The organism is Tautonia marina (genome assembly GCF_009177065.1).
In the GTDB taxonomy this organism is placed as follows: domain Bacteria; phylum Planctomycetota; class Planctomycetia; order Isosphaerales; family Isosphaeraceae; genus Tautonia; species Tautonia marina.
This window is the reverse complement of record NZ_WEZF01000007.1, coordinates 246266-271821: the sequence shown is the minus strand read 5'-3', so window position 1 is coordinate 271821 and position 25556 is coordinate 246266. Positions and strand designations below refer to the sequence as shown.

Genomic DNA, 25556 nt, shown 5'->3' with positions numbered 1-25556 from the left:
CCGATCGACCAGAGCGTTGCCGATCGATCCGCGTCTCGGTCACAATCGGGGAATCGCTCGCCGCTTGGTCCACGAGAATGACGAGGCCCCCATGATTGCCCTCTGCGCCCTGCTGGTGATGCTGGGAGGTTCCCAGAATTCCGAGACCGACAGCCACCGTTTTCGGCTCCCGAGTGGAGCGACCGTGATTGTTCCAGCGGAGTTGCCCGACTCCGGCTCGATGGATCTGGTTGTCCATTTGCACGGCGCGGTGGAGGCGGTCGAGCGGGCCCTGGCAGTCTCGGGATGGTCGGCCGTCGTTGTGGTGGTGAACGAGCCGGGCCTGTCGTCGGCCTATGCGCGGCCTTTCGCCGATCCCGCCCGGTTCCCTGCCCTGCTCGATGAGGTTCGAACCGCGATGGTCGAGCGACTGCCGGGCGTCGATCTTGACCGTGGCCGTCTGATTGTCAGCTCCTTCTCGGCTGGGTTTGGTGGCGTGCGCGAGCTGCTTGCTCAGCCCGAGGTGGTAGATCAGATCGATGCGCTCGTGCTGGCCGATTCGCTTTACTGCGGATACGAAGGAAGCCCGGCGAATCGTCGGCTCGATCCCGAGAAGATGGCCGGGTTCCGCCGTTTTGCCAGCGAAGCGCATGCGGGCCGCAAGGCCATGCTCGTCAGCCATTGCGCGCTCGTTCCAGAAGATTACGGCAGCACGGCCGAGACGGCCGACGATCTTGTCCGTCATGTGGGCGGGACGTTTGAATCGGTGACCGAGGACCTTGGGCACGGTTGGCTGCTGTCGAGGCGGTTTGACCACGGATCGCTTCGAGTGCTCGGATTCGAAGGGGCCGAGGGGGAGGATCACCTCCGGCATCTTCGACGGCTCGGTGAACTCTGGCGCATCGTGCCTCTCGTTCCTCCAGACGACGTTGCGGGGCGGGGGGAGAATCGGTGACAATGCTCCCCCAGGGCCGCGCCGATTCGGCCGTGCGGCCCGATCCGGGAGTCGAAGGCGACGGACGATGCACCATCCGCTCTTATCTCGAAAAGCCGAGCGGTTCACCGAGAGTGTGATCCGAGGCATGTCGATCGAGGCGCGTAAGTACGGCGCTGTCAACCTGGCCCAGGGGATGCCCGACTTCCCCGCTCCCGAGGCCATCAAGGAGGCTGCCTGTCGGGCGATCCGGGACGACATCAATCAATATGCCATCACCTGGGGATCAACGAATCTCCGCGAGGCCATTGCCGAGCATGCCGCCTGGCACCTGGGCATGGAAGTCGATCCGGAGCAGGAAATCACCGTCACCTGTGGGAGCACCGAGGCGATGATCGTCGCCTTGCTGTCGCTCATCAACCCCGGTGACGAGGTGATCCTGACCCAGCCTTACTATGAGAATTACTGGCCCGATTGCATCATCGCCGGGGCCGAACCGCGCTTTGTTCCCATTCGGCCGCCCCACTGGTCGTTCGACTTCGACGAACTGGCCGCCGCGTTCAACGAGCGGACGAAGGCTATCGTTCTTTGCAATCCCAACAATCCGACCGGCACCGTCTTCAGCCGAGAGGAACTGGAACACGTCGCCGCCCTTTGCCGCAAGTGGGACGTGATCGCCATTACTGACGAAATTTATGAGCATATTCTCTATGACGGCCGCCACCATCTCTGCATTGCCTCGCTCGACGGCATGCGGGAGCGTTCGGTGACTGTTTCAGGGATGTCGAAGACCTTTGGCGTGACCGGCTGGCGGGTCGGGACGATCATCGCCCCGCCGAAAATGACCTGGGCCTTTCGCCAGATGCATGACTTTATCTCGATCGGTGCCGCGGCCCCGTTGCAAGAGGCCGGCGCGGTGGCCTACCGCCTTCCCCGATCGTATTTCGACGGTCTCTCCTCGGCCTATCAGGCCCGCAGAGATCGCTTCTGCGCGCCTTTGCTGGAGATCGGCTTCGACTTCGAGCCGCCACAAGGGGCCTACTATGTGATGGCCGATTTTTCAAGCTTCGTGGGAGATCGGCCCGACGACAAGGTGTTCGCCCGGCACCTTGTCCGCGAGGTTGGCGTGGCGACCGTTCCCGGCTCCAGCTTCTTTCGGGATAAGGAACTGGGCCGCCATCTCATACGCTTCTGCTTCTGCAAAAAAACGGAGACGCTCGACAAAGCGGTAAAACGCCTGAAATCCTTGCGGGCACTGTGTTAGCGGTTTTCCACGGTTTGGATGAATTCCCACCGCTTGTCCCCATTTAGCCCCAATTCTCTGCCAAAATCCTGACATCGCAGGTGCTTATATAGTTGATATGAGCGAATTTCTCGCGCGTCCGCCCCGCTCCGAGCTTCGCCCAGCATTGCTTGCAAGCTTTCGCTGCTATATCTGCACGTGCAGAGTTGCGATTGTTGATGGGATTGGGCCGAGTGTTCGACTGGTTGTCGGGCTTGCATGGATTTGGCCGAGATCGAACGCTATGATGTGGTCGGAGTTCGTGTTCATGAGGGTTTCGGACAATGCTCTGCCCGTATTGTGAAAAGCACGTTCATATTCCGATTCGTCAGAATCAGCAAATTCAGATGCGGAGTACGGATGTTTTTGGGCAGAGCGAGTTGCTCTACTTCTACGCTGACAATTGCCCATCGTGCTCCGAGGTTATCGTTGCTCTGGCAGTTGCAGAGCCCATAAAAGAGAAGCAATATCACGAGCAAAGCGATTGGGAAGAACCAAAGTTCAAGGAGGTAATTTATCCACGCAGCCGTGCCATCAAGCAATTGCCTCCCGAGGTTCCACCAGAATATCGTGAAGATTTTGATGAGGCCGTCTATGTCCTCGATCTCAGCCCCAAGTCGAGCGCCGCATTGAGCCGTCGGCTGCTCCAGCAAATATTGAGAGATCGTTTCTCGATCTCGAAGCCGGTGTTGCATCAAGAGATTCAGGAATTTATCAACTCGCTTCATCCGCCTGCTCACCTCAGCGATCAGCTTGATGCAATCAGGCTTGTCGGGAATTTCGCAGCCCATCCAATGAAGGATTCGTCAACAGGGGAGATCACGGAGGTCGAGCCGGGCGAAGCGCAGTGGTTGCTAGAGACGCTGGAAGGCCTCTTCGACTTCGCCTTCGTACAGCCTGCGAAGTTCGCGGCTCGCAAAATGGCTATTAACGCCAAGCTCAGGGCGGCAGGAAAGCCGGAACTTCCCTGACCGACGAACCGTTTCAACGCCCCGGCCTCACCGCCGGGGTTTTTGTTGCGGCTAATTTTGAATGCGGAGGCGTCTCGTGTCCTTCAAGAACTTCCTGAACGATCACATTGTCATCGAGCGCGACGGCGGGCCGGTGACGTATGAGGTCAGTTTTCAGGGGAAAAAGGTGATCGGCCCGCTCGACATGGATGTAGAAGAGGATGACCTGCTCATCCGCAAATCCACCGACGAGCGATTCATCGTGACCAGCGTAGAGCGTCACAAAGCCCCGGCTATCATGCGGCATGACATGAGCCATTGCACGCTGACACTCGTGTACGAGAAGCAGGCACTGAAGCGACGAGAAGAAGCGGCCCGCACGCAGATTATCCAGCATATCGGTAGCGCACACACCGTCGCCGGTCGGGACATTCACGGCGGAGTGAACACGACGATCACCGTGACCAACATCCTCGATGCGCTTGCCGCCGCCGTGACCGAGGACACGAGCATCCCGGAAGATCAGAAGCCTTCGCTCATCGGCCAGATCAGGGCACTCTCAACTAACCCGTTCATTCTGGGAATAGCGCCGCCGCTGATTCTTGAGGCGTTGAAGAAGCAATTTGGCCTCTAATGCTTCGCGCTCGCCAGCGCCTCCATCAGCTTCGCCACCGTGCCATCCACCGCACTCCTGCCTGTGGCGTACTCCCACACCTGCGTCCGGCTACGGTCGATCATCGGGCCGAGCCGGACGCGCCAGTGGCGGCCAGCGATGGTTTCGGCCAGTTCGGCGAAGCGGTCGGATGTCACTTCGCGTCCTCCGGTACTTTCCAAAGGTTATCCGGCTTCCTCGCTGGCTTGGCGGAGTTGATGTAGGGCTGGATGTTCGCCGCATCGCCTGACACATAGACCGGAATGCCGAACACGGACAAACGGTAGCCATACTCGCCGCCGTGGAATTTCACCTCAACCGGGCTTCCGCTGGTTTTGGCTTCGTTTTTCAGCTCGTCCAGATATTGCGGTGAGCAGATGAAATGGTTGGGCGGCTGGTAATACTGCCGGTTACTCACGGTGATCAACGCCCATATTTCGTCGATGATGCTCATGCCGTACCCTCCCTTGGCAAGTCCATCCAGCCCTGCACCATGTTCGTGTGATACTCGCCGTAGTTGCTGATATACCGCTTCTCGGAGTCCGGCCCCGGCTCATACAGATCGCACAATGGGGTGAACTCGCCCGCTTCCCTGTGAGCGCCTGAAAGGAAAATACCCAGACAATGCCGGAACTCCTCCACCGTGTAGTCATCAGTGTAGGCTGGATGCCCCATGATGTATTTTTGAACCCTGATTCTGTCGCCTGCTTTCACATCCCCTCACACTTGATTATTTGTCTCGCTATCTGCTCAGCCAACAACAAGCCTAAACTAGCGCAATCATGTTAGCTTGTCAAACATTATTTGTTAGGACGGCTAACATTGTTGCACGCACTGACCGATAACCACCCCCGGCTACCCTTCCTCCCCCTGATGCAGTAGATTGGCCCCTTACTGAGAGCCCTCCGTCAGGAATTTGCTGACAATCAGCAAATTTTAGGGTCGAGTTGCGCGACGCAACCTGTTTTCAGCAAATGAGATGCGTCGCAACGTTCGAAATCTGCTTCTGCAAGCAAGATGAAACGCTCGATCAGGCCATCGCCCGCTTGCGAACCCTCCGGGCCCTCGTTTGAGGTGGAGGTGAAGCGTTTCAATCGGAAATCGTCCGTCCGAGTCGAGGCGATTCCTGTCAATGACGCTCACTCGTCGTCGAACATCTTCGCGAGGCCCACGATGGGCACGGGCGAATGAACAAAGGGGATGACCGTGATCGATTCGGCTTCTCGGGGTGGCTCCACTCGCGGTGGCTCACTCATCCGAACGACGACCGTGGTCCTCGGGATTGTTCTGGCGGGTCCGATCTCGGCCTGGGCTCAGGGGGCGGCCAGCCTGTTCGTGGTTGGGGCTGATGGCACGGGGCTGCGAACGGTCGCGGCGTCTGGTTCCGGGCCGAACGGATTTCATCGGGCGGCCTACCCGAGCTGGTCGCCCGACGGTCGATTGCTTGCCTTCACGGCCTTCGATGCGACGGGCAGACGGCCTGAGATTCGCGTGGTTTCCCGGGAGGGCGGCCCATCTCGAACGATCGTTGAAGGTGTCGCTCCCTCCTGGTCGCACGATGGGTCAAAACTCGCGTGCATGATCAGCGGAAAACGCACGATTGCGACCGACTGGACCCGTCTGGGCCGAAATGATGAGCGGTTGGCCATTGTTCGGCTCGACCAGCCTGAGGCCATTGAGGACGTCGGCGCGGGCCTCTGGCCGCGCTGGTCGCCGACCGATGATCGCCTGGCGTTTTCCAGCCGACAGGGGGCAAGCTGGGATATTTTTGTTCGATCGGCCAACGGCATGAGCCTGGCTCGCCTGTCCGACAACCCCGCGATGGATACCGAGCCCCTCTGGACCCCCGACGGTCGAGAGGTGATTTTTCTCTCCAACCGGGGTGTTCGCTGGGATCTTTATCGCGCTCCAGCCGATGGCGTCGCTGCCCCTCGACGCTTGACCAATCATCCGAGCCGCGAAGAAGGAGCGAGCCTCAGCCCCGACGCTTCCCGGATTGCCTTTACCGAGCAGCCAGACCGCCCGAACAGCCAGATCCTCATTCTCGACCTGGCCAGTGAGGTTGTCCGCCCCCTGCTTCTCAATCCTCTGGGCGACCGCGATCCCGCCTGGTCACCCGATGGCCGCTTCATTGCCTTTGCCAGTCGTCGGCCATTACCGTGAGTGAAAATTTGAGCGAATGTGCAACTCATCCGGCAATTCGCCGGCGCTCCCCGATCCAGGGGGGATTCGCGGGTCGGGGAGTCCCAGTGTTGCGGATCAGCCCAGCCGCCTGAATCTCCGACGCAGTTGTACCCCGACGACCGCCACCCCTCCCAGACTAAGCAAGAGCAGCGACGAAGGTTCGGGGATGACCGTGGGGGTCACCCTCAGGATGCGGTCGTTCCGAGGATCGGCCAGATACAGAGCCCCATCGGGACCAAAGGTCATCCCGCTGATCGGCCCCAGGCCCGAGAGGATGACCTCGGTTTGTCCACTGGCATCGATCCGAATGATTTCACCCGTCAGGCCCCTTGCATACAGGTCAGTGCCGAACATCCCGCCGGGAGCGAACGCGAGATTGGTCTGTCGTCCCTGGGGAGGTAAGCCGGTCGGATCGAACAACGTGGCGAAGGCATTGTTGACCAGCGTGCCGTCGGCCTTGTGCACGCGAATCACTCCGTCGTGGTGGCTGGTGAAAATCTGGTCGCCTGCGCCGATCGCCAGGCCCGAGGGAGTGGTTCCAAAGGTGTCGAATTCAATCAAGCGAGTGATTTGAAGATTCGGCCCGGGATCGCGAGTCACGGCGAACACGCTCCGAGACTCGCCAATATCCGTCAGGAGCATTCTTCCGGTGGAGTCGAACACCATCTGATGCGGATTCTCGAATTGGAGCGAATTGATGAAGTCAATCGATTCATTGGGACGGATCGCCGAGAGTCGGCCACGGTTCTGGACGCCATTCCAGGGGGCCAATCCTCCCACGATGACCGACCCGGCAACACCCGAGATCCGGCCTTCGGCGTCGAACAAGACTGCGTCCGGGTCGTTGATCTGCTCGTTCCCGTGCCGGGTGACTGAGGTCCCACCGGGGGCAATCCGATAGACCCACGATGGCCCGATGTCGGCGCCATCGGTCGCCGTCGAACCGGCATAAAGCGATCCGTCCGACCCGAACGAAAGCTGTGTGGGAGTTCGAGGGAGTCTCGCGTACTCGGTGACCACGAACTCTGCCCGACCCTCACTGGCGAGCAGCGCGGCGGCGATCAGGATGAGTCCGGTGAGGAATCGGAGGTGAGGACAGTGGCTTGGCATTGGGGAAACTCCTGGGAGGCAATTGCACCGTGATCCTGTCCAGGCGATGGTTTTTTGCCCGTGATTCAGGCCGTCATGTGGGGTTTCAGGAAGCATTTGTGAGAAAAAAACAACGTGTTGCAGCGCAGCGATTCTCATTGCTTGACATCATTTGAGGGGGAGTGTTAGCGTTGCTCATTGCTGCGTGGGTGTGATTGCGATGGCACGCGTCACCACGGCTCCCTCACCAGGGATAACGATCGGAATGAACACGGTCGTGGCGAACCGGGGGAGTGATTCATCCATGAAGCGGGCTGCGGGGAGGGTCGATGGCGATCGCGGACTGCGGCAAGACAGATCGCGGCTTGATCGGAAAGGTTGCCGACTGGCGTGATGCCTCGGCCTGGGGACGGTTCGATGCCACCTACCGGCCGATGGTCCGGTGCTGGGGTCGGAGGTTCGGTCTTGAAGGGGATGACCTGGAGGAACTTTGCCAGGTCGTCATGATCTGGCTCAGCCGGAAAATCACAAGCTTCCGCGATGAGCCCTCGAAAACCTTCCGGGCGTGGCTCCGTTGTGTTGTCTCGTCTCGGGCGATCGACCTCCTGCGAGCTCGGCGACGGTCGTTGCCGATCATCGACCCCGACGCGATGATCGATGCGCGACGCTTGCACGAGTCTCCGTCCACGGCATGCTCGGCCGCCGGTCGGTTCCCAACGGTTCCCGACGAGGTTTTGCAGGCCGTCCAGCGGCGCGTTCAGCCCGAAAGCTGGCGGATCTTCTGGATGGTTCGCGTCGAAGGAATGTCGGTTGACGAGGTCCGTCATCTGTTCGGCAAGACCTACGCGGCGACCTATCGCAATCAAGAGCGCGTGGCCCGGATGCTCCGATCCGAGCTGGAACGATTCCGGACACCGAGTGCTTGACGATTCAGGAGGCGGCGATGGCCACGGCGGCCTGCCCCGATCTCGACGAGCTACGGCAGCTCGACGCCGAGTCCCTTGACGACGCCGAGTTCGCCGCCCTCGAAGCCCACCTCGAATCGTGCGACTGGTGTCGTGCGAGGCTTGAGCAGCTTCTGGCCGACGCCTCGTCGTTCCGCGAGCTTTTGCACGAGCCGGATGGCGATGCGAGGGTCGTACCACCCGCGTTGCCTGGATTCCTCATCCAGCGTGAGCTGGGGCGAGGAGCCCACGGAGTCGTCTACCTGGCGGTCCGAGAGCGGGACGGGCGTTCCGTCGCCCTGAAGTTCCTTGGGGGCGGTCCGGACGATCTGGCTCGATGGCGACGTGAAGCCGAGGCCCTCCGGCGACTCGAACTTCCAGGCGTTGTCCGATTTCTCGACGTTCACGAGGTCGGCGGCTGGGTCTGCCTTGTCATGGAGTACCTGGCCGGGGGGAGTCTGGAACAGCGACTCGATCCCGAGCCGTCGGCCAGGTCGGCCGCTCACCTGGTGGAATGCATCGCCCGAACGATTCATCAGGTGCACAACTCGAAACTGCTTCACCTGGATCTCAAGCCTTCGAACATCCTGTTTGCTGGTGGACGCGACGAGCCGCTCGAACACGCTCAACCCCTGATCGCCGACTTTGGCCTGGCCTTACCCTGGGAAAACCCCGCTGCCACCTGGACACTGGCCGTCGGACCGCGCGGAACTCCCTCCTACATGGCTCCTGAGCAACTGGTTCCAGAACGAGAGACCCTCGGTCCGGCGGCCGATGTTTATGCGATGGGAGCCATCCTCTACCGGATGCTCACCGGCCGCCCCCCTTTTCTGGCCTCGACCAAGCTGGAAACCTATCTTCATCTCCGTGATCGGGAACCGGTTTCCGTTCGTCGTCTCAACCCTAATGTTCCCGAGGCGCTTGAGACGATCTGCCTGGCCTGCCTGCGCAAGGCGCCGGGCCGTCGCTACGCCTCGGCCGAGGCACTGGCCGACGATCTCCGTCGCTTCCTCGACGGCCGCCCGATCCGCCAGCGACCGACGCCGAAGGTCTTGAACGCGGCCCGCTGGTGCCTTCGGAATCCGCTGGTTGCCGGCCTGAGCCTGGCGCTGGCGGTGTCGGTGGGGAGCCTCATCCTCATTCAGTCGGCCCGATTGCGTGCCTCAAGAGCCGAGCAAGCCCGCCTCGATCGTGAATTGATTCGCCTGGAGGAGAATCTGACACTCTCGACGGACGTCCTGACTCATTATTCGAGTTATGCGCATTCCTTGTTGTTCAAGGATCGAGCCATTGATGCGTCGTTCGTCCTGGCCGAGATCACCCCTGTGCGAGTTCGTCTGGAGCAGGCTCGGGATTCGGAAACGATTAACCCGGCAAACCTCTACGCGCTTGGCCTGGTCGAACTGCTGACCGCCGATATTCTGCTGTCTCAAAAACAACCCCTTGAGGACATCCGGCCTCATCTGATGGAAGCGCGAGACGCCTTCCGAGAGGCGATCCGCCTGGCGCCGGCGGCTCCGCATATCGAGGGAAACCTGGAACGGCTCGGGACTCATTGGTTCCTGAACCGGATCGGGGCGACGCTCGGTTATCTTGAGCACACGGACTATGCGTACGACTGGCAGGGATCGGTGACGGCGTTGGTTGATGCGATTGAGGAGGATCTCGACATGCTCGGGATCTCTCGCAAGGCATCGTTGACACCGATCATGAACGTCATGTCTTACATCGGGATCAGCCAGCGCAATGCCGATCACCCCGAGGGCTCAAAGTTCTTCTTTCAGTGGCAACGACTGGGCGGCCGCATCATGGCGCACACGGTCAACGGCATCGACGAGGCCGAGCGCACCGCCGAGCTGTACGAGGACATCGCTCAGGAACTTCACGATCGACACCCGACCGAACCGGCCTATATCTACCTTCTGGCCGAGGTTTACCAGCAAAAGGCCAAGAACTGCTGGAAACGGGACAACCTCGACGGCGTTCGGCTCTGGCTCGCCCACTCGATCGCGGCCAACGAACAGGCCGTCGCCCTCGATCCGTCGGTCGAGCGTTATCAAACGGTCCTGGCCGATCGCCGGCGTCGCCTGGCCGAGATTTCCGACGAATGACCCTGGGCAATCCTGACTGGCCGGTGGATCGCCCGCCCCACGGGCGGGTCGGATTGACGCAAGGCCAATCGCCGGTACAATCCGCCTCAAACTCCGGCCCGACGGTCGGCACGAAGGATCGTGCGCGCGATTGGGCGAAGGGGTCAGGATGATGACGAGGCAATCATGGACGATCGAGGATCGGCGCATCACCCGGGCCACGGTCGGCGCATCCGGGTCGAACTGCTCTTGCTCGCCACCGTGGCGCTACTGGCCCTGATGGCCGCGCCGAGCCTTTGGGGAGAAGTGTACACAACCGAAGACCTCGGATTCTTTCACGTCCCCTTACGCATCTTCTTTGCCCGCTGTCTCGCCACCGGGGCCGATCCGTCCTGGTGCCCTCAACTGTTTTGCGGGTTCGACCTGCATGGTGAAGGGCAAATCGGCCTGGCCCACCCCTGGCATCACTTCCTCTATCGGGCGTTTCAGTTTGAAACCGCCTTGAATCTCGAATTTTTGATCAGCTATCCGGCCACGATGCTCGGCATGGCCTGGCTCTTGCGACGACGAGGGCTGCCGATCGATGCGTCGTTGCTCGGCGGGTTCATGGCGGCCTTCGGGGGATTTGTCGTCTATCACTACATGCATGTGAATGTTGTGGGTGTCGTGGCACACATCCCCTTCGCCTTGCTGGCGATCGACGCGATCATGCGAGGCGACTCGGCCCGATCCCGTGCCTGGCCAGGGGCGGCGCTGGCGGCGATCACCGGATCGCAGCTCTTGCTCGGCTATCCCCAGGCGGTCTTCTTCTCAACGATCATCGAAGGGCTGTATGCCGCGTCGGTCTGGGTCGAGTTGCGTGGTCGGCCGCGATGGCTCACGGCCCTTGTCTGCGCGAAGGTCCTTGGGCTGGGGTTGGGGGCCGTGCAGGTCCTGCCCTCCTGGGGGGCACTGGCCGAGTCGGAACGATCTGCTCCAACCGCCGAGTTCCTCGGGATGCTCTCGCTCCCTCCCGCCAATACAATCCAATGGCTCGTCCCTTACCTGTTCGAGAGCCGCGTCTACGCCCCAGGAGAAGACCTGGTTCCCGGCTGGAGGGTCGAGCCCGCAAGCTCACTCTCCGATTCTCGGGTCAAGGAATATGGTCTTTACAATGGGATCGCCGTTCCAGTGCTCCTGGCCTGGGTTTTGGTGCGTTGGAAGCACCTGCGGCACCGACACCTTGCCGGTTGGGCGGTCGCCGTGGCGGGCCTTGGCCTGGTCCTGGCGTTCGGAAAGTATGCGCCGATTTTTGAACTGACCCACCGCCTTCCGGGTTTCAACGTCTTTCGGGCTCCGGCGCGGTTCGTGCTGCTGGTCCATCTCGCCTCGGCGGTCCTGGTTGCCGTCGCGTTTGCTGATTTGAGCACCTTGCGATCCTCGGGAAATCGGCTCTCCTGGCGACGGCTTTGGCCCCTGGCCTTGCCGACGATCGGTTCCGTGGCGATCGTCGCGTCTGCTCGGTTCGGCTCACCCGAGGCGTGGCTGGCCGAACATCAGGCGCCGCTGGGCGCGTTGATTCTTTCGGTCGGTCTGGTCGCAACCGCCTCGGGGCTGGTGGTGGCCGCGGCCCGTCGTGTTTCCTGGGCGCCGACGGCCCTGGCCGTTCTGATTGCGCTGGATCTCGGTGCCTATTCCATGACGTACCTCGCCTCGGGCTCCCGGGCGAAGCTCGACCTCCTGGCCGCCTTTCATCCCGTGGCCACCCGGTCGAACGCCGAGCGGGCCGTCTTCGGCCCCGGAACTCTCGTGTGCGATAATCTCTGGATGTTCAGCGGGCGAGGGTTGGTCGAGGGCTACGCCGGGCTGACCCCCGTTCGTCGGCTCGATTACTCGAAGCCGTCGAGCCGACGTGTGGCCTCGGCCGCCTGGAGCGTCGGGCATCCCACCTCTCGCTTGCCCGATCCGCTCCCCCGCGCTCGGCTGGTGGCCGAAGCCCGCGTGAGCGACGATCCGAACCGTGACCTTGACACGATTGATCCGGCGATCGTTGCACTCGTCGATCGTCCGGTGACGCTGGATGCCGGCGAGCCTTCGGGCGATCCGATCATCGTCCGGGACCGGCCGGGAGAACTTCGAGTCGTGGTCGATTCGCCCGGCCGACGCCTTCTCGTCATCTCCGAGCGGCACCACCACGGCTGGACCGCTCGCGTCGATCGCCAACCGGCCGAGATCCTCCGCGCCTACGGCGACTTCATGGCCATCGTCGTCGAGGAAGGGCGACACATGGTCCACCTCCGTTTTCAGCCGAAGACCCTGGCGGCGGGCAAGGCCATTTCGATCGCCTCGATGACGCTGGTCATTGCCTGGCCGATCGGGATGAGACGATTCCGCCGACCCCGGACGCTTGGCCAGCGTGCGATCTTCCAGGGGGTGCATCGTCGATCGGCGGTCCCGGTTGATTCCTCCCGCTCCGATGCGAGAGAATCGGCAACATCTGAGTGACCGTAACTTTTTCTTCCCGATGCGTTCGGTTGAGTCCGATTCCGGTTCGAGAATGCCCCGATGACGGATGCCGACTTTCCCCCGTTTCGAGCGCTCGACCGAACGCTGCCCGGAGTTTTCGCCAACCTGGCGCTCGATGAGGCGCTGCTGATCGACGCCGATCAGACCGAGGCTCCCCCGGTGCTGCGGACCTGGGAGTTGCCGGAACTGGCGGTCGTGATGGGGGCCTCGTGTCGAACCGCCGAGGCCGTTCAGGTCGATCGATGCCGCGCCGAGGGTGTGGCCATCGCTCGACGGAGCAGCGGAGGAGGGGCGGTCTTGATCGGGCCGGGAGCCCTGAATCTGACCGTCATCTTGCCGATCGACTCGGCTCCCGGTCGGCTGGCCGTCGATGAAGTGCAGCGTTGGGTGCTTGGAAGAATTGCCGAGCAATTGCGGGCTTATGGGCCTGAGGTCGAGGTGCTGGGGTCCGGCGACCTTGCCCTGGGAGGTCGTAAATGCTCAGGAAGCGCCCAGCGACGTCTGAAGCGTCGGTTTCTGGTGCATGCGTCCATTCTCTACGATCTGCCGGCCGACCGCATCGCCCGCTATCTTGGTGCCCCGCCGAAACGCCAACCGGCCTATCGATCGGGGCGGGCTCACGAGGCGTTCGTCACGAACTTGCCCCTGCCTCGCGAGGCGATTCTCCAGGCCATTCGCGACGCCTGGATCGGACCAGGAGATCTCCCCGAAGCCCCTGCCGTCCCAGAAGCCTTGATCGCCGAACTCATGACCGCGAAATATACCGATCCCGCCTGGATTCAACGATTTTAGCCGGCGAATTACTTCGTGGGATCACGAGAACGCTGCCTGTTCCTCGAACCACGCAGTGGCCGCATCCCTCGCGCCGCTGAAATCGGTACGGCTTCGAAGCACAGATGCCGAAAGAAGGCTTAAAGCGAGCGTGTTCCTGAATTGCTCGTCAAGGAATACTGAAGGATCCCGTTTTGGGGATTGCGTCTTTTTGCTTGACTTTTCCGATGCGATCCGCGAAACCAGTTTCAATGGGCAATTCTTCGGCTTTTCCAGAGATTTCGTGCATGCACGGTCTCTTGGGTCGGCCGGCTTCGATGTCCGGGAGGTTCCGGATTTCGAAATTTGAGACGTTCTAAGGCGGCGATCCATGACCGAACTCGGGACTGGAATGATTCGATCACATTATCTTGCGACCCTGGTCCTTCTGGCGATGACCGTTTCCCTCGTTGGCTGCGGAGGGGGCGATGGGCTTGATCGCCAGGCGGTGACGGGAACCGTGACGCTTGACGGGCAACCGCTTGCAACGGGTCTGATCACCTTTGATCCGGCCTCTGCCACCGCGGAAACGTCGACGGCCACCGAAATTGTCGATGGGACCTACACGTTTAGCTCACAGAATGGACCGGTTCCGGGTGACTATCGCGTGGTGATCAACTCCTCGGGTGGTGAGAGCATTGAGCCTCCGGCCGGTCAGGCGCCGGGCGACACGTTCCTGCCTCCCCCCGAAGAAAAAGTTCCCGCGAAATACAACTCGAATACGACCCTGACCGCGACCGTCGAGTCGGGGTCCGACGAACCCATCAATTTCGAGTTAACCTCGGATTGATTCCCTGACTCACTGGGCCGTGTGTCGGTTCGGTGAACGTTGCTCTTGTTTTATCCGATCCAGGATCCGGAGTGTATTGATGCGAATGGCTTCCCGTAAGGGGTTCACCCTGATCGAACTTCTCGTCGTTATCGCGATCATCGGCGTCTTGATCGCCCTGCTGCTTCCGGCCGTTCAGTCGGCTCGTGAAGCGGCTCGTCGTGCCCAGTGCACGAATAATCTCAAGCAAGTCGCCCTGGCAATGCACAACTACCACGACACCTTCGGCTCTCTGGCCCCCGGCCGCAAGGGATGCTGCTGGGGCACGTGGCAGTTGTTCATCCTGCCTCAGATCGAGCAGGTTGCCGCCTACAACTCCTTCAACTTCGACGGCAATAACGTCAACGGTCCTGACGGCACCCACCGCTACTTCGGTGTGGTGAACCACACCGCCGCGAACCTCGTCATCTCGTCATACATGTGCCCGAGCGACTCGGGTTCCAACCCGGCCAACCCGATCACCGCGACCGTCAACGGCACGCGCTACGAGTGCAAGTACCGCAACTATGTCATCAACATGGGCAACACCACCGTCACGCAGTTGAACATGCCGGCGTTCGGCATCAACTTCGGTGGGGCTCCGTTCTATGACATGGGCTCGCCCAACATCGACATTGCGCCGCAGTACTACCCCGGCCGGACGACCCGCAAGGTCGTCGGGTTCTCGTCGATCAAGGACGGCCTGAGCAACACCCTGATGAACTCCGAAGTCATCATCGCCAATGGCCGCGACCTCCGCGGTTTCACCCAGTGGGGCGATGCCGTCGGCTTCAGCGGCTTCCTGACCCCCAACAGCAAGTCGCCCGACGTGATCGACGACTACTGGTGCAACCGGCAGCCGCCGAACCCCCCCTGCACCCCGAACACCACCGAGCTGGACAAGACCTACGCGGCCCGCAGCTACCACCCCGGCGGGGTCAACGCGGCCATGGCCGACGGCAGCGTCAAGTTCGTCAAGGACACCATCAACGTCTTCGTCTGGCGGAGCCTGAGCACCACCAACGGTGGTGAGGTCATTAGCGCCGACCAGTTCTGAGCATTCTCCTGGCTCTAACTGCGAGACGTTCTGCGAAACGAGCCCGTCCGGGGGGAAGATTCTCCCCGGACGGGCTCGTTTTCGTTGTGCTGGTCGTGACACCGCAGGGGCACAGCTGATGTGCAGATCGTCGAAGGGGCCGATGACCAGCATCAGGCCCCCGTGGCCCGAGGCTCAGGGCTGCTCGGCGGAGTCGGCGTCTGCGTCAGTGGGATTTGTCGTGGCTTCCGGGTCGTCGCTCGGTGCCGGAGCGTCTTCGCTGTCGGCTCGGATCTCTCGCGGGGGGATAATCGTGTCCGGGAGTGCCGAGGTCAGGTCATCGGCCCCGTTTTCCGAGATGTAGGTCCGATCCAGGTAGAGGTAACTCAGATTTTCGAGTTCGGAGAGGACCGGCACCGCCGCATCGGTGATCGTCGTGTCATTGAGATAAAGGTTGCCGACCTGCGGGATCTCCTTCAGATACGCAACCCCCTCGTCGGTGATGGGTAGCCCGACGAGGTAAAGCGTTGTCAGCCCCTCGATCGGGGCCAGATCGGCCAGTCCCGGACCGGAGACGGCCGTGTTGGTCAGGTGGAGCGTGCTCAACTGGGTCAGCGGGGCGAGGGCCTTGAGCCCCTCGTCGGTGACGTTCGTTTCCGAGAGATTCAGTTCGCGGAGCTGGGTCAGGCCGTTGATCTTCTCCAGCCCGGCGTCGGTGATGCTCGTTCCCGAGAGATTCAGCACGGTCAGACGCGACAGGCCGCTCAACGCGTCGAGCCCCTCGTCGGTGATGGCCGTGTTGCTCAGGTCGAGCCACGAGAGATTTTCCAGGGTTTTCAGGTTCTCAAGGCCCGCGTCCGTGACCTCGGTCCCTCCGAGGAAAACGGAATTCACCGACGTGATCGCGCCGACATCCGCCAGCACCTCATCGCCGATCGGCTTGCCGTCAAAATTGATTTGAGACACCGTGCCGTCGTCGGCAACTTGGATCGTCCCTCCGGCGCCTTCAAGGGCCGCTCGCTCGGCCGATTGAGACGAGCAGCCTGCCGCCAGCAGGCCGCAGATCATAAATCTCACGAGAACACGCATGGATGAGTCCTGGGTGCTGAAGTGTTTGGGGCGAGATCCGGAACGCGATCGCCGGCCAATCTCCGACAGGATTGTACTGACCCTCGCCACGCAACGCGACCGGGCAGGCGTCATCCGGTGGCTGCGGCCCCTCTCTCCGACTCAAGGAAGCCGAATTGCCTGCGCTTCCCCTTCGCGCATCAGGTAGCGTCGATCAGCCTGCAGCCCCGTGACCGTCTCCCTCAATCCCGAGGGCCAGGCAATCTCCAGGCGATCGATGCGAGTGGCCTCACCGAGCCCCACGTGCAGCCAGGGACTCGACGCCGACTGATAGCTGCCGCCGCCGACCCGAGGCACCACCCACCGCCTTTCCCCCACCCAGACCGAACAGACCGCGCCGATCGCATCACGATTCGATCGCGTTCCTTCGAGACGCAAGGCGATCGCGTGCCCCGCATGCTCGCTCCGGTTCAGGAACAGGCCGAGCGGTCCCCCTTGAAACAGCGCGACGGCATCAACACGGTCGTCGCGGTCAATATCTCCGACCGCCAACCCACGACCCAGCCGAGGAATCCCCCAGGGCTCCTCGGTCGGATCGGCGAGCGGAACGAGCCGACCCTGGCCGTCGTTCATAAGCAGTTGCGTCGGCATGGCGTAAGGGTATTGCGGTCGGAAGTCATCGACATGGCCGTTCACCGTGAACAGATCAAGATGGCCGTCGTTGTTCGCGTCCATCAGGGCCGTGCCGAATCCCAAAAGCGACCGTGTTGCCGACAGGAGGCCGATCGAGGCCGACCGGTCGAAGAACTGGCCGTCGCCGAGGTTCTCGTAATAGGTCGTCCCTTCGCCGAAGAAGTTCGTGACCAGCAGGTCGATCCGACCGTCGTCGTTCAGGTCGCCGCAAGCGATTCCCATGCCCGCCTGGTAGCCCCCCTGGGCATTGGCGGCCAACCCGGCCGCTTCGCCCATCTCCTCGAACGTGCCGTCCCCTCGATTGCGGAAGAAGAAATTCGCGGTCGCATCGTTGGCAATGGAAAGGTCGATCCAGCCGTCGCTGTCGAGGTCGGCTGCCAGGACACCCAACCCCCGACCCGGCTGCGGCACCCGTATGCCCGCCTCCTCCGAGATGTCCACGAACCGCCCGGCATCATTCCGATACAGCCGATCCTGCTGCGCCGTCAGGGCCAGCGGATGACAGTAGGAAAATGATCCATCCTCCCGCTGACACCGGATCGGGTTCTCCACGTCCCAGATGACGTATCGGGTAATGTAAAGATCGAGATCACCATCGTTGTCGATGTCCGCGAACGTCGCCGAGGTCGGCCAGCCGTCGAGCGTCCCCAGTCCGCTGGGTTCGGTGATGTCCTCGAAGGTTCCGTCCCCCCGATTCCGGTACAGCGATCCGCCTCCGAGCCGGGTCACGAGCAGATCGGGATGACCGTCGTTGTCAAGATCGCCGACGGCCGCGCCGATTCCGTAACCGGCGGTTCCTCCCAGTCCGCTGGGTTCGGTGATGTCCTCGAAGGTGCCGTCCCCCTGATTCCGGTACAGCCGGTCGCACGAGCCCGGAGGGAGCCCTTCTCGGTTCGTCAGCGGCCCGCCTTGTACGGCAAAGATGTCGAGCCAGCAGTCTCCGTCCACGTCGAGCAGCGCGACGCCGCCGCTCATCGTCTCGGGGAGTTGCCGGTCGGCTGTCCGACCGGGATCGTGTACGAAGTCGAGTCCCGCGCTGGCGGCGGCATCGACAAACTGGACGGTCCCTGATGCAGACGGCTCATCCTTTGATGGTTCTTCCGCAAGCGAACCGGTGTTGATCAATTGCAGCAAGCGCACCAGGGTTGGCTCGGAGCCGGGCTCGCGGTCGGACTGGATCTCCCGGAGCCGCGACAGGGCTGCTCGGGAGGCGTCGTCATGCCCTCGAGTTCGGGCGATCAAGGTCCACCAGGCCTCCGCTTCGAACCGCCGTCCCAGCGTTTCGGCCCATTGAGCGAGCTGCGGGCCTTCCTCGATGAGATCGGCCTTGTAGTGGCGATCTCGATAACGATTGAACACGACGTCCAGCGCGGCTTTCCGGGAGCGGACCCTGGCGGCCTCGTCTGCCTCGCCCACCCGAACAAGGCATTCGGCCAGTCGTTCGAGCGCCTCGGGGTTCCCCGGCTCAAGCGTCAGCAGGCGATCGAGGGCCGATCGCATGGTCTCAAGATCGCCTCGGCGATCAGCGAACCAGGCTTCGATGGCCAGCAGGCGAACCGGTGAAAGCCGATCCTCCGGCAGATGTTCCAGGGCGTCCTTTGCCTGCACCTCATCCCCCTGAGCCATCGCCAGGCGAAGCTGGGCGATCCGAACGGCGGGATCGTCGCGGCGGCGCTCAAGGCATTGGTCCAGCCACCGGGAGGCTTCTTCGAGCCGGCCGTCCTCGATGGCCAGATGGAGCAGACCGAGCCAGACCCGGTCGTCCTCTGGAAATCGCGCAAAGGCTGTTTCCAGCTGGCTCCGCTGCTCCTCGATCGCGGGAGGTTCAAGATCCACCGTCGAGTATTGCCGCAACAGGTTGCGCGGCGAGGACACCCCCGCCCATTCCCGGCCGGGAGGTTGCTTCAGGGCCTCGGTCCAGACGGCCTCCAGCACCGGCCTCGTCTCGTCGCGTCGTCCGGTCAGGAACAGGAGTCGCACGAGTTGCTCGCGGAGCATGGCGAGGGTTTCGGGTAAGATCCCTTCGGCCGGGTCGTCGATCGCGCGGCGGAGGATCAACTCTGCCCAGGCGAGCTGCCCCTCGTCGATCAGGAGTCGGGCCGAGGCCAGGGCCGCTCGGGGGCCGAATTCGCCCTCTTTGAGATTGAGAAGCGCGTCCCAGGCCACGATCGCCGCCTCGTGATCGCCGAGGTCCCGCTCGGTCAGGCCCAGGTAATACGCGGCCCGAGGGTGCTCGGGCCGCTCCTCGACCAGGCGGCGAAGCGCATCACGGGCCGACTCGAATCGCCCCGCCTCAAGGTCGGCCCCGGCCTGATCGACCCGGGCTTCGAACTGCCGGTCCTGCCTGTTTCGAACGGCACCGTACGCGAGCCAGAGGCCGACGATCGCCAGGGCGACTCCGACCAATGACCCGCGGACGATGAGGGCGGTGCGGCGACTCACGAGTGGGTCAATCCATCGGTTCCCCGCGAATGCGGGCGATTTCGTAGGCGTCCTTGTCCCCTCGGCCCGAAAGGCAAATCACCACCACCTTGCCGGGGCCGAGGCGGGCGGCTTCCTTCATCGCCTGAGAGACGGCATGGCTCGACTCCAGCGCCGGGAGAATTCCTTCGCGGCGGGCCAGGGTGCCGTAGGCTTCCAGGGCCTCGGCATCGGTGATCGCCTCGTATCGGACGCGGCCGATGTCCTTCCAGTAGCTATGCTCGGGGCCGACACCCGGATAGTCGAGTCCAGCGGAGATCGAGTGCACGTCGCTCGTCTGCCCCTCGTCATCCTGCAAGACGTAGCTGAAGCTGCCGTGCAGGACGCCGGGCTGCCCTTGCGTGAGGCTGGAGGCGTGCTGGCCGAGGTTCGAATTGTGCCCGCCGGCCTCGGCGCCGATCAGCTCGACTCCGTCATCACCAATGAACGGAAAGAACATCCCCGCGGCGTTCGATCCGCCGCCGACGCAGGCAACCACGGCATCGGGCAACCGGCCGACGCGGTCGAGGCACTGCTGACGCGCCTCCTTGCCGATGACCGACTGAAAATCGCGGACGATCATCGGGAATGGGTGCGGGCCGACGACCGATCCGATCGTGTAGTGCGTCTCGGCCGACGATCCCATCCAGTCGCGCATCGCCTCGTTCGTGGCGTCGCGGAGGGTCCGCGAGCCGGTCGTCACGGGGACGACGGTCGCCCCCATCGTTCGCATGTTGAAGACGTTGAGCTTCTGGCGCCGGATGTCTTCCTCGCCCATGTAGACGGTGCATTCGAGGCCCGTCAACGCGCAGGCGGTGGCCGTGGCCACGCCATGCTGACCGGCCCCGGTCTCGGCGATCACCCGTTTCTTGCCCATCCGTTGCGCGAGCAAGACCTGGCCGATCCCGTTGTTGATCTTGTGCGCCCCGGTGTGGTTCAGGTCCTCGCGCTTCAGGTAGATGTCGGCCCCGCCGACCATCGCGGTCAACCGCTTGGCGAAGTAGAGCGGAGACGGCCGCCCGACGTAGTTCGTCAGGTAGTCGTTCATCTCGGACCAGAAGTCCGGGTCGGTCTTGATCCGCTCGTAGGCTTCGGCCAGTTGGTTCAAGGCGTCGATGAGCGTCTCGGGCACGAAACGGCCGCCGAAGGGGCCGAAGCGTCCGAGGGCGTCGGGCAGTTGCCGGGGGTCGGTGGCGGTAGACGTGGCCATGCGCGAGCACATCCTTCCAGAATCGGCGAAGTCGACCGGGCGGGCGATGCGTTCCATTGTTTCGGAGCCGTCACGCCTGGGTCAAGCCGATCGGCGTGCCTTCTCTCCAGAGTCGAAACGCACACGGCCCGCAGGCCGACCGAAATTCGGATCGGGCCGCGGGCCGAGATGAGCGGGACTCGATCAGACAGGACGTCTGACCAATGACCTCGACGGGTGGCTCAGAAGTCGTCTTCGACGCGGAAGACCTTGTGGCACTCGGCGCACGACTTCTTGACCTCGGTGTGGGCGTTCTTCGACTCGGCCTGGTCGCCGGCCTCGACCTTCTCGATCAAGGTTTCGAGGTGCGTGTTCATGTCGTCCATCAGCTTGACCCAGGCCTCTTTCGGATTTTCGAGATCCTTGGCCGTCTCAAGCGCTTCTTCGTTCTCGCGAGCCTTCTTGCCCAGTTCGAGCAACAGCTTCGCTTCGGTCAGGGCGTCTTCCTGCGACTTCTTGAACGAAACAGGGGTGCGAAGATAGCGGTTGATCTTATTGTTCGCGGCGCTCACCTTCTCCATCATCTCATGGAGGTTTTCTTCGTCCTGCTTCACGGTGGCGGCCGAGAGGCCGGCCGACAGGGCGGCAACGAGCGAGACGCTGGCGGCCAGCGCGAGCCACTTGCGCAACATCATCGGTCAAGGTCTCCGGGGTCTGAAAAGGTCATTCGTGCAAAAAGGCGGGATTGCGTTCGTTCGGCAGAAAGACGACAACCGCGCACGAAATTCTCGGCCGCCGCCTCGAAGCAGATCTTCTGGCAGTGTTGCCACCATAAACCGCCGGGCCCTCAGAATGCAAGCGCTGTGAGTTGATCGAAGGGAACGGTCCCCCAGGCCGCGGCGGTCTGGTACACTGAGATGATCCTCAAATGCCCCCCGGCCCGTTCGACCTTCCCCTGGCCCGGCCCGACCCGACCGGACGGCACCGCCACGACTGACCCGGACCGACCGCCCATGCCTGATCTCGAAGCTGATCCCGAGCCCGATCCGAAGCCGATCGACTACAAGTCCGCCGGGGTCGATCTCGACGCTTACGAAGAGACAATGCGGCAGATTCCCCCGTTGCTGCGCCGGACGTACACCCCTCGGGTGATCGAATGGCCGGGGGGCTTTGCCGGATTGTTTCGGCTCGACGACAAGATCCGGCTTCTGACCCGGACCTATCACGACCCGGTCCTTGTGGCCTCGACCGACGGCGTCGGCACGAAGCTGAAGCTGGCCTTCGCCACCAACCGGCACGAGACGGTCGGCATCGACCTGGTGGCGATGTCCGTCAACGACTGTCTCTGCGCCGGGGCCGAGCCGCTCCTGTTCCTCGACTACGTCGCCATGAGCCGCGACGACCCCGATCTGACCCGCCGGATTGTCCAGGGGATCTCCGACGGCTGTGTGCAGGCCGAATGCGCCCTGCTCGGCGGCGAGACGGCTATCCTGCCCGACTTCTACCACTCGGGAGAGTACGACCTGGCCGGGTTCTCCCTCGGTGTGGTCGATCGCAAGCAGATTCTCGACGGCTCGGAAGTCCGGGCCGGCGACAAGGTGATCGGTCTGGCCAGCTCGGGCCTGCATTCGAACGGCTACAGTCTGGCCCGCAAGCTCGCCTTCGACGTGGCCGGGTTGAAGCCCGAATCGCACGTCCCGGAACTCGGCCGCACCGTGGCCGACGAGTTTCTGGAGCCGACCCGTATCTACGTCAAGGCGATGAAGACCGTTTACAGGCACTACCGGGTCAAGCGCATCGTCCATGCAATTGCCCACATCACCGGCGGCGGCCTGATCGACAACCCTCCCCGCGTCCTGCCCGAAGGCCTGGCGATCCGGCTTCACCGCGGGTCGTGGGAAATCCCCCCCGTCTTCGGCTGGCTTCGCTCGATCGGCCACCTGCCCGACGACGAAGCCTTCCGCGTCTTCAACATGGGGATCGGCCTCGTCCTGATCGTCGCCGACTACTACGCCGATGCCATCGCCCGCTACCTCCGCACCGAGGCCGGCGTGCCCGCCTGGGTGATCGGCGAGGTCGAGCCCGGCGAGCGCTCCGTTCGCTGGGCCGAATAGGTGGCCCCTCGTGTACCTCTCGACGCAAAACGGGCCGAGCATCCCATCCGGAAGGCTCGGCCCGTTCGTTTCGTTTCGATTGTGGTCCGTCTTTCGATCCGCGCGTTACTCGCCCAGTTCCTTCCGCCGATCGGGATACATCGGCCCTTCGGTCCTGGCCAGCACCCGAGGCTCTCCGGTCCGGTCCTGCAAGGTCCGGACGAGTTGGATGGGCGGGGCCGTCTTGGGCCAGCGTTCGAATTCCGAGGGGTGCAGCAGCACGAAATGCGGCGCCCGTCCGCGAGGTTCGACATCGAGCGCCTCGGGGGCCGGAATCTGGCGGACCTTCCGTTCGGTATGGAAGGCCAGATCGGCCGGCCAGCGGTCCCGATCGGGAATGCCCGGGTTGAACGTCGTCGCGTTGATGAAGTAAAGCGTCGCGGTTCTCGGCATCCACTGACCGATCGCTCGCCCCCAAGGGCCCTGGCTGGCCCGGTAATTCCACTCCGGAACGATCACTCCCCAGTGTGCCAGCTTCAAGCCGAGGCAGACCAGTACCAAGGCCGCCACTCCCAGCACCGGCCTTGACCACGATCGGCCCGCCAGCGCCACGGCCGGCGCGATCAGCCCCATGGCGATCAGCAGGATCGCCAGCGATCGATAGGCCCCGATTGCCGCCGCCACGTACCCGAAAATCGGCGTGGCCAGCGCGGCCCAGCCCAGGCTTCCCAAGATGGCCGCCGCCCAGAAGGTCCACCTGGCCCCCTTCGACAGCCCCGACCAGTCGCGGAGCACCCGTTCCAGCCCCGCGGCCGACGCCATCGCCAGTCCGACGAGCATCGGCACCCGAGCCGCGTTGCCGAGCCCCGGAATCAAGGTCCCAGCCAGCGCCAGGGCTCCGACGATTTTCAGCCAGTCGAAGACAAACCCCTTCCCCTCCTCCGACCAGCCGTCCCGAACCGATCGGAACGCGGGCAAGATCGCCAGGGTTGACCACGGCAAGGCATACGCTGCGGCCCAGAGTGCGAGCGTCCAGGTCGGCCCCTTCACCAACGGCAGGGCCACGGCCGCCGCCCAGGCATCGAACCGAGCCGTCGACCAGGCCCAGACCGACCAGGACAGCCCGACCGCCAGCGCCCCGAGGACCGCTCGCCCCGGCTTCGCCCCCTCCTTCGAGCCGATCACGAACGCCGGCACCGCCACGATCGCCAGCATCGGCCAGCCACCGGCCAGCCCGGCCAGACCCGCCAGCAGCCCAACCGCCAGGTCAGGCCCTTGCGATCGCAGCCGGTCGAGTGCCAGCACCGCTCCCAGGCCGGCGATCAGGTTCAGATCGGGCACGATCGGCTTGAGCATCAGGGCATGGCTGCCGGTCGTTCCGTAGACGAGCCAGGCGATCGCCCCGTCGAGCAACCCGATTCCGGCCGCCGAGCGGTCGATCATCGCCACGGTTCCGGCCGTGGTCAGCGCCGCCAGGATCGCCGCCCGCTGCCCCATCACCGCCCCCAGACGACGCGACGCGACCAGGGCGATCAGGGCTGCTGCGATCGCCTCCGGCCACCGCACCGCGGCGGCTGTCGCGGTAATGCCGCCGTAGAACCAGGCCCAGATTTGGCTCGGCACAACCCGGCCCGGCAGCAAGCCCGGCTCCCACGCCCCGTAAACCAGGCCGAAGGGCCCGACTTGCTCTCCGGAAGCCATCCCGAGCCGAGCCTCCAGCGGGCCCAGGTCGAGCCTGCCGGCGCCGAGCAAGGTGAACACGGTGATGATCGCCACCACGATCACCGCCGTTTGTCGGACTCCGCCGAAGGACGACCCCTCCCGCGGTTGGTCCGCCCGCAAACGACGCGGAGCGGTGATCAGTTCGGGGGTGCTGGTCGTTGTCTGGCTCATCGGGTCGTTCCTCCGTGCTCGTGCCCGTGCTCCGCCTTTGCGAAGGTTGCGTCCGGATCGGGTGACGGTTCGGCCTGTCCGTCCGACGGCGTCTGGCCCGATCGGTCGGGAATGCCCGGGAAGGTGTCGGTCGGCCAGTGATCGACCATGCCGTAGACGTAGCCGCAGAGCCAACCTTCGCGGTAGCCTTGCCGCTCCAGCTCGGCCGCCACGTCATCGAGCGTCCAGCCTTGCCGTTCCATGCGATAGAGGGCGACCATTGCGCCGGTTCGGCAGGTCCCTCGGGCACAGTGGACCAGGACCGGATGGCGCATGGGGTCGTCGATGGCCTCCATCACCTGGCGAAACTGCTCCTCGCGGCCGAAGCCGTCGCCGGGCATCGGCAGGTTGATGAACTCGGCCCCGAGCCGCTCGACCAGCCGACGCTCGGCGTCGACGTTCGGCCCCGGCAGATGGAAGCTGACCACCGTTCGCAAGGAGTACAGCTCGATCGCCTCGGCCAGTTGCTCGGGGTTGAGCTGGCCGCTCCGGTAGAGCACCCCGGGCGTGACCACGTCGAAGTGATCCCAGACCAGGCGGTTGTTCTGCACCTCGATCGTCAGCCAGGTCGCCACCCCGGCGACGACCGCCGTCAGTGCCGCGGCCATCGCAATGCGCATTGGAAATCGCCTCCCCGATCGGCCCTTCGAGCGTGTTTGAGTCCATCCCACGGGCCGCCGGGTACGATCGTCTCGCGAAAGGGGGGGCTTCGAGTTGCGTGCGCAGGGGCGTTCCGCTCCGATTCCACGCCCGGCGGGAGGCGGATCGTAGGCCGATCCTCCCGAACGGTCAACCCGGATCGCCCGATCTCCCAAAGGCCCCCGTGCGGTCTCGACGACCGAGGCCCGCTCATGTCGC

The 25556-nt window shown here is 63.3% G+C and carries 22 protein-coding genes; 12 read left to right on the top strand and 10 right to left on the bottom strand.

Annotated elements, in window-relative coordinates; genetic code table 11:
- Nucleotides 1–91 precede the first annotated feature (91 nt).
- The 4 genes from GA615_RS11100 to GA615_RS11085 all read left to right on the top strand — a co-directional run bounded on the left by GA615_RS11100 (nt 92) and on the right by GA615_RS11085 (nt 3779).
- Nucleotides 92–934 (top strand): hypothetical protein, encoded by an 843-nt coding sequence (locus GA615_RS11100; protein ID WP_152051357.1) that lies wholly within the window; start codon nt 92–94, stop codon nt 932–934.
- Between the two features lie 67 nt (nt 935–1001).
- The gene (locus GA615_RS11095; protein WP_152051356.1) at nt 1002–2177 is read left to right on the top strand and encodes a pyridoxal phosphate-dependent aminotransferase; all 1176 of its coding nucleotides are present in this window, start codon (nt 1002–1004) and stop codon (nt 2175–2177) included.
- Between the two features lie 302 nt (nt 2178–2479).
- Complete coding sequence (locus tag GA615_RS11090; protein WP_152051355.1) at nt 2480–3166, top strand: DUF4145 domain-containing protein; 687 nt, start codon at nt 2480–2482, stop codon at nt 3164–3166.
- 76 nt (nt 3167–3242) lie between these two features.
- On the top strand, nt 3243–3779 hold the full coding sequence (locus GA615_RS11085; RefSeq protein WP_152051354.1) for a hypothetical protein: 537 nt from the start codon (nt 3243–3245) through the stop codon (nt 3777–3779).
- Here the strand turns inward: GA615_RS11085 and GA615_RS11080 are convergent.
- The 3 genes from GA615_RS11080 to GA615_RS27420 all read right to left on the bottom strand — a co-directional run bounded on the left by GA615_RS11080 (nt 3776) and on the right by GA615_RS27420 (nt 4891).
- Nucleotides 3776–3955 (bottom strand): hypothetical protein, encoded by a 180-nt coding sequence (locus GA615_RS11080; RefSeq protein ID WP_152051353.1) that lies wholly within the window; start codon nt 3953–3955, stop codon nt 3776–3778. The genes GA615_RS11085 and GA615_RS11080 overlap by 4 nt on opposite strands.
- Entirely contained in the window at nt 3952–4251 is a 300-nt protein-coding gene (locus GA615_RS11075; protein ID WP_152051352.1) for a hypothetical protein, read from the bottom strand. The genes GA615_RS11080 and GA615_RS11075 overlap by 4 nt, the downstream gene beginning before the upstream one ends.
- 472 nt (nt 4252–4723) lie before the next feature.
- The gene (locus GA615_RS27420; RefSeq protein ID WP_161602282.1) at nt 4724–4891 is read right to left on the bottom strand and encodes a hypothetical protein; all 168 of its coding nucleotides are present in this window, start codon (nt 4889–4891) and stop codon (nt 4724–4726) included.
- A 106-nt stretch (nt 4892–4997) separates the two neighbouring features.
- Between GA615_RS27420 and GA615_RS11070 the strand changes: the two genes are divergently transcribed.
- Nucleotides 4998–5960, top strand: coding sequence for a PD40 domain-containing protein (locus GA615_RS11070; RefSeq protein ID WP_152051351.1), 963 nt, complete (start codon nt 4998–5000; stop codon nt 5958–5960).
- A 96-nt stretch (nt 5961–6056) separates the two neighbouring features.
- Here the strand turns inward: GA615_RS11070 and GA615_RS11065 are convergent, their stop codons facing one another.
- On the bottom strand, nt 6057–7091 hold the full coding sequence (locus tag GA615_RS11065) for a PEP-CTERM sorting domain-containing protein (RefSeq protein WP_161602281.1): 1035 nt from the start codon (nt 7089–7091) through the stop codon (nt 6057–6059).
- Nucleotides 7092–7399: 308 nt separating this feature from the next.
- Here GA615_RS11065 and GA615_RS11060 point away from each other — a divergent pair, with 308 nt between their 5' ends.
- From GA615_RS11060 to GA615_RS11035, 6 genes are all read left to right on the top strand, one after another.
- Nucleotides 7400–7996, top strand: a complete 597-nt coding sequence (locus tag GA615_RS11060; RefSeq protein WP_152051349.1) for an RNA polymerase sigma factor — start codon at nt 7400–7402, stop codon at nt 7994–7996.
- Nucleotides 7993–10125 carry a protein kinase domain-containing protein gene (locus tag GA615_RS11055; protein WP_161602280.1) on the top strand — a complete coding sequence of 711 codons (2133 nt, stop codon included), beginning with the start codon at nt 7993–7995 and terminating at the stop codon, nt 10123–10125. Before GA615_RS11060 ends, GA615_RS11055 begins: the two co-directional genes overlap by 4 nt.
- A gap of 165 nt (nt 10126–10290) precedes the next feature.
- Nucleotides 10291–12588: a hypothetical protein gene (locus tag GA615_RS11050; RefSeq protein ID WP_152051347.1), complete on the top strand. Its 2298-nt coding sequence runs from the start codon at nt 10291–10293 to the stop codon at nt 12586–12588.
- A gap of 60 nt (nt 12589–12648) precedes the next feature.
- Complete coding sequence (locus tag GA615_RS11045) at nt 12649–13401, top strand: lipoate--protein ligase family protein (RefSeq protein WP_152051346.1); 753 nt, start codon at nt 12649–12651, stop codon at nt 13399–13401.
- 370 nt (nt 13402–13771) lie between these two features.
- Nucleotides 13772–14209 carry a hypothetical protein gene (locus tag GA615_RS11040; protein ID WP_152051345.1) on the top strand — a complete coding sequence of 146 codons (438 nt, stop codon included), beginning with the start codon at nt 13772–13774 and terminating at the stop codon, nt 14207–14209.
- 85 nt (nt 14210–14294) lie between these two features.
- Nucleotides 14295–15284 carry a DUF1559 domain-containing protein gene (locus GA615_RS11035; protein WP_152051384.1) on the top strand — a complete coding sequence of 330 codons (990 nt, stop codon included), beginning with the start codon at nt 14295–14297 and terminating at the stop codon, nt 15282–15284.
- A 174-nt stretch (nt 15285–15458) separates the two neighbouring features.
- Here the strand turns inward: GA615_RS11035 and GA615_RS11030 are convergent, their stop codons facing one another.
- From GA615_RS11030 to GA615_RS11015, 4 genes are all read right to left on the bottom strand, one after another.
- Complete coding sequence (locus tag GA615_RS11030) at nt 15459–16352, bottom strand: hypothetical protein (RefSeq protein WP_161602279.1); 894 nt, start codon at nt 16350–16352, stop codon at nt 15459–15461.
- 141 nt (nt 16353–16493) lie between these two features.
- Nucleotides 16494–19466, bottom strand: coding sequence for an FG-GAP-like repeat-containing protein (locus GA615_RS11025; RefSeq protein WP_152051343.1), 2973 nt, complete (start codon nt 19464–19466; stop codon nt 16494–16496).
- Nucleotides 19467–19473: 7 nt separating this feature from the next.
- On the bottom strand, nt 19474–20694 hold the full coding sequence (gene trpB / locus GA615_RS11020; RefSeq protein WP_152051342.1) for a tryptophan synthase subunit beta: 1221 nt from the start codon (nt 20692–20694) through the stop codon (nt 19474–19476).
- Between the two features lie 221 nt (nt 20695–20915).
- Nucleotides 20916–21368 (bottom strand): cytochrome c, encoded by a 453-nt coding sequence (locus tag GA615_RS11015; RefSeq protein ID WP_152051341.1) that lies wholly within the window; start codon nt 21366–21368, stop codon nt 20916–20918.
- 318 nt (nt 21369–21686) lie between these two features.
- On the opposite strand from GA615_RS11015, the gene purM reads away from it, so the two are divergent.
- The gene (gene purM / locus GA615_RS11010; RefSeq protein WP_152051340.1) at nt 21687–22787 is read left to right on the top strand and encodes a phosphoribosylformylglycinamidine cyclo-ligase; all 1101 of its coding nucleotides are present in this window, start codon (nt 21687–21689) and stop codon (nt 22785–22787) included.
- Nucleotides 22788–22892: 105 nt separating this feature from the next.
- Here the strand turns inward: purM and GA615_RS11005 are convergent, their stop codons facing one another.
- Both GA615_RS11005 and GA615_RS11000 read right to left on the bottom strand, forming a co-directional pair.
- A complete protein-coding gene (locus GA615_RS11005) occupies nt 22893–24659 on the bottom strand; it encodes a hypothetical protein (RefSeq protein WP_152051339.1) in 1767 nt (588 codons plus the stop codon).
- Nucleotides 24656–25318: a fused DSP-PTPase phosphatase/NAD kinase-like protein gene (locus GA615_RS11000; RefSeq protein WP_152051338.1), complete on the bottom strand. Its 663-nt coding sequence runs from the start codon at nt 25316–25318 to the stop codon at nt 24656–24658. The genes GA615_RS11005 and GA615_RS11000 overlap by 4 nt, the downstream gene beginning before the upstream one ends.
- Nucleotides 25319–25556: the final 238 nt, after the last annotated feature.

Bases quoted from the DNA above. Each gene is read 5' to 3' on its own strand.
- GA615_RS11070 (WP_152051351.1), top strand. From the start codon at position 4,998: ATGACCGTGATCGATTCGGCTTCTCGGGGTGGCTCCACTCGCGGTGGC.
- purM (WP_152051340.1), top strand. From the start codon at position 21,687: ATGCCTGATCTCGAAGCTGATCCCGAGCCCGATCCGAAGCCGATCGAC.
- GA615_RS11090 (WP_152051355.1), top strand. From the start codon at position 2,480: ATGCTCTGCCCGTATTGTGAAAAGCACGTTCATATTCCGATTCGTCAG.
- GA615_RS11065 (WP_161602281.1), bottom strand. From the start codon at position 7,091: ATGCCAAGCCACTGTCCTCACCTCCGATTCCTCACCGGACTCATCCTG.
- GA615_RS11000 (WP_152051338.1), bottom strand. From the start codon at position 25,318: ATGCGCATTGCGATGGCCGCGGCACTGACGGCGGTCGTCGCCGGGGTG.
- trpB (WP_152051342.1), bottom strand. From the start codon at position 20,694: ATGGCCACGTCTACCGCCACCGACCCCCGGCAACTGCCCGACGCCCTC.
- GA615_RS11060 (WP_152051349.1), top strand. From the start codon at position 7,400: ATGGCGATCGCGGACTGCGGCAAGACAGATCGCGGCTTGATCGGAAAG.
- GA615_RS11050 (WP_152051347.1), top strand. From the start codon at position 10,291: ATGGACGATCGAGGATCGGCGCATCACCCGGGCCACGGTCGGCGCATC.
- GA615_RS11100 (WP_152051357.1), top strand. From the start codon at position 92: ATGATTGCCCTCTGCGCCCTGCTGGTGATGCTGGGAGGTTCCCAGAAT.
- GA615_RS11005 (WP_152051339.1), bottom strand. From the start codon at position 24,659: ATGAGCCAGACAACGACCAGCACCCCCGAACTGATCACCGCTCCGCGT.
- GA615_RS11075 (WP_152051352.1), bottom strand. From the start codon at position 4,251: ATGAGCATCATCGACGAAATATGGGCGTTGATCACCGTGAGTAACCGG.
- GA615_RS11015 (WP_152051341.1), bottom strand. From the start codon at position 21,368: ATGATGTTGCGCAAGTGGCTCGCGCTGGCCGCCAGCGTCTCGCTCGTT.
- GA615_RS11095 (WP_152051356.1), top strand. From the start codon at position 1,002: ATGCACCATCCGCTCTTATCTCGAAAAGCCGAGCGGTTCACCGAGAGT.
- GA615_RS11035 (WP_152051384.1), top strand. From the start codon at position 14,295: ATGGCTTCCCGTAAGGGGTTCACCCTGATCGAACTTCTCGTCGTTATC.
- GA615_RS11030 (WP_161602279.1), bottom strand. From the start codon at position 16,352: ATGCGTGTTCTCGTGAGATTTATGATCTGCGGCCTGCTGGCGGCAGGC.
- GA615_RS11040 (WP_152051345.1), top strand. From the start codon at position 13,772: ATGATTCGATCACATTATCTTGCGACCCTGGTCCTTCTGGCGATGACC.
- GA615_RS11045 (WP_152051346.1), top strand. From the start codon at position 12,649: ATGACGGATGCCGACTTTCCCCCGTTTCGAGCGCTCGACCGAACGCTG.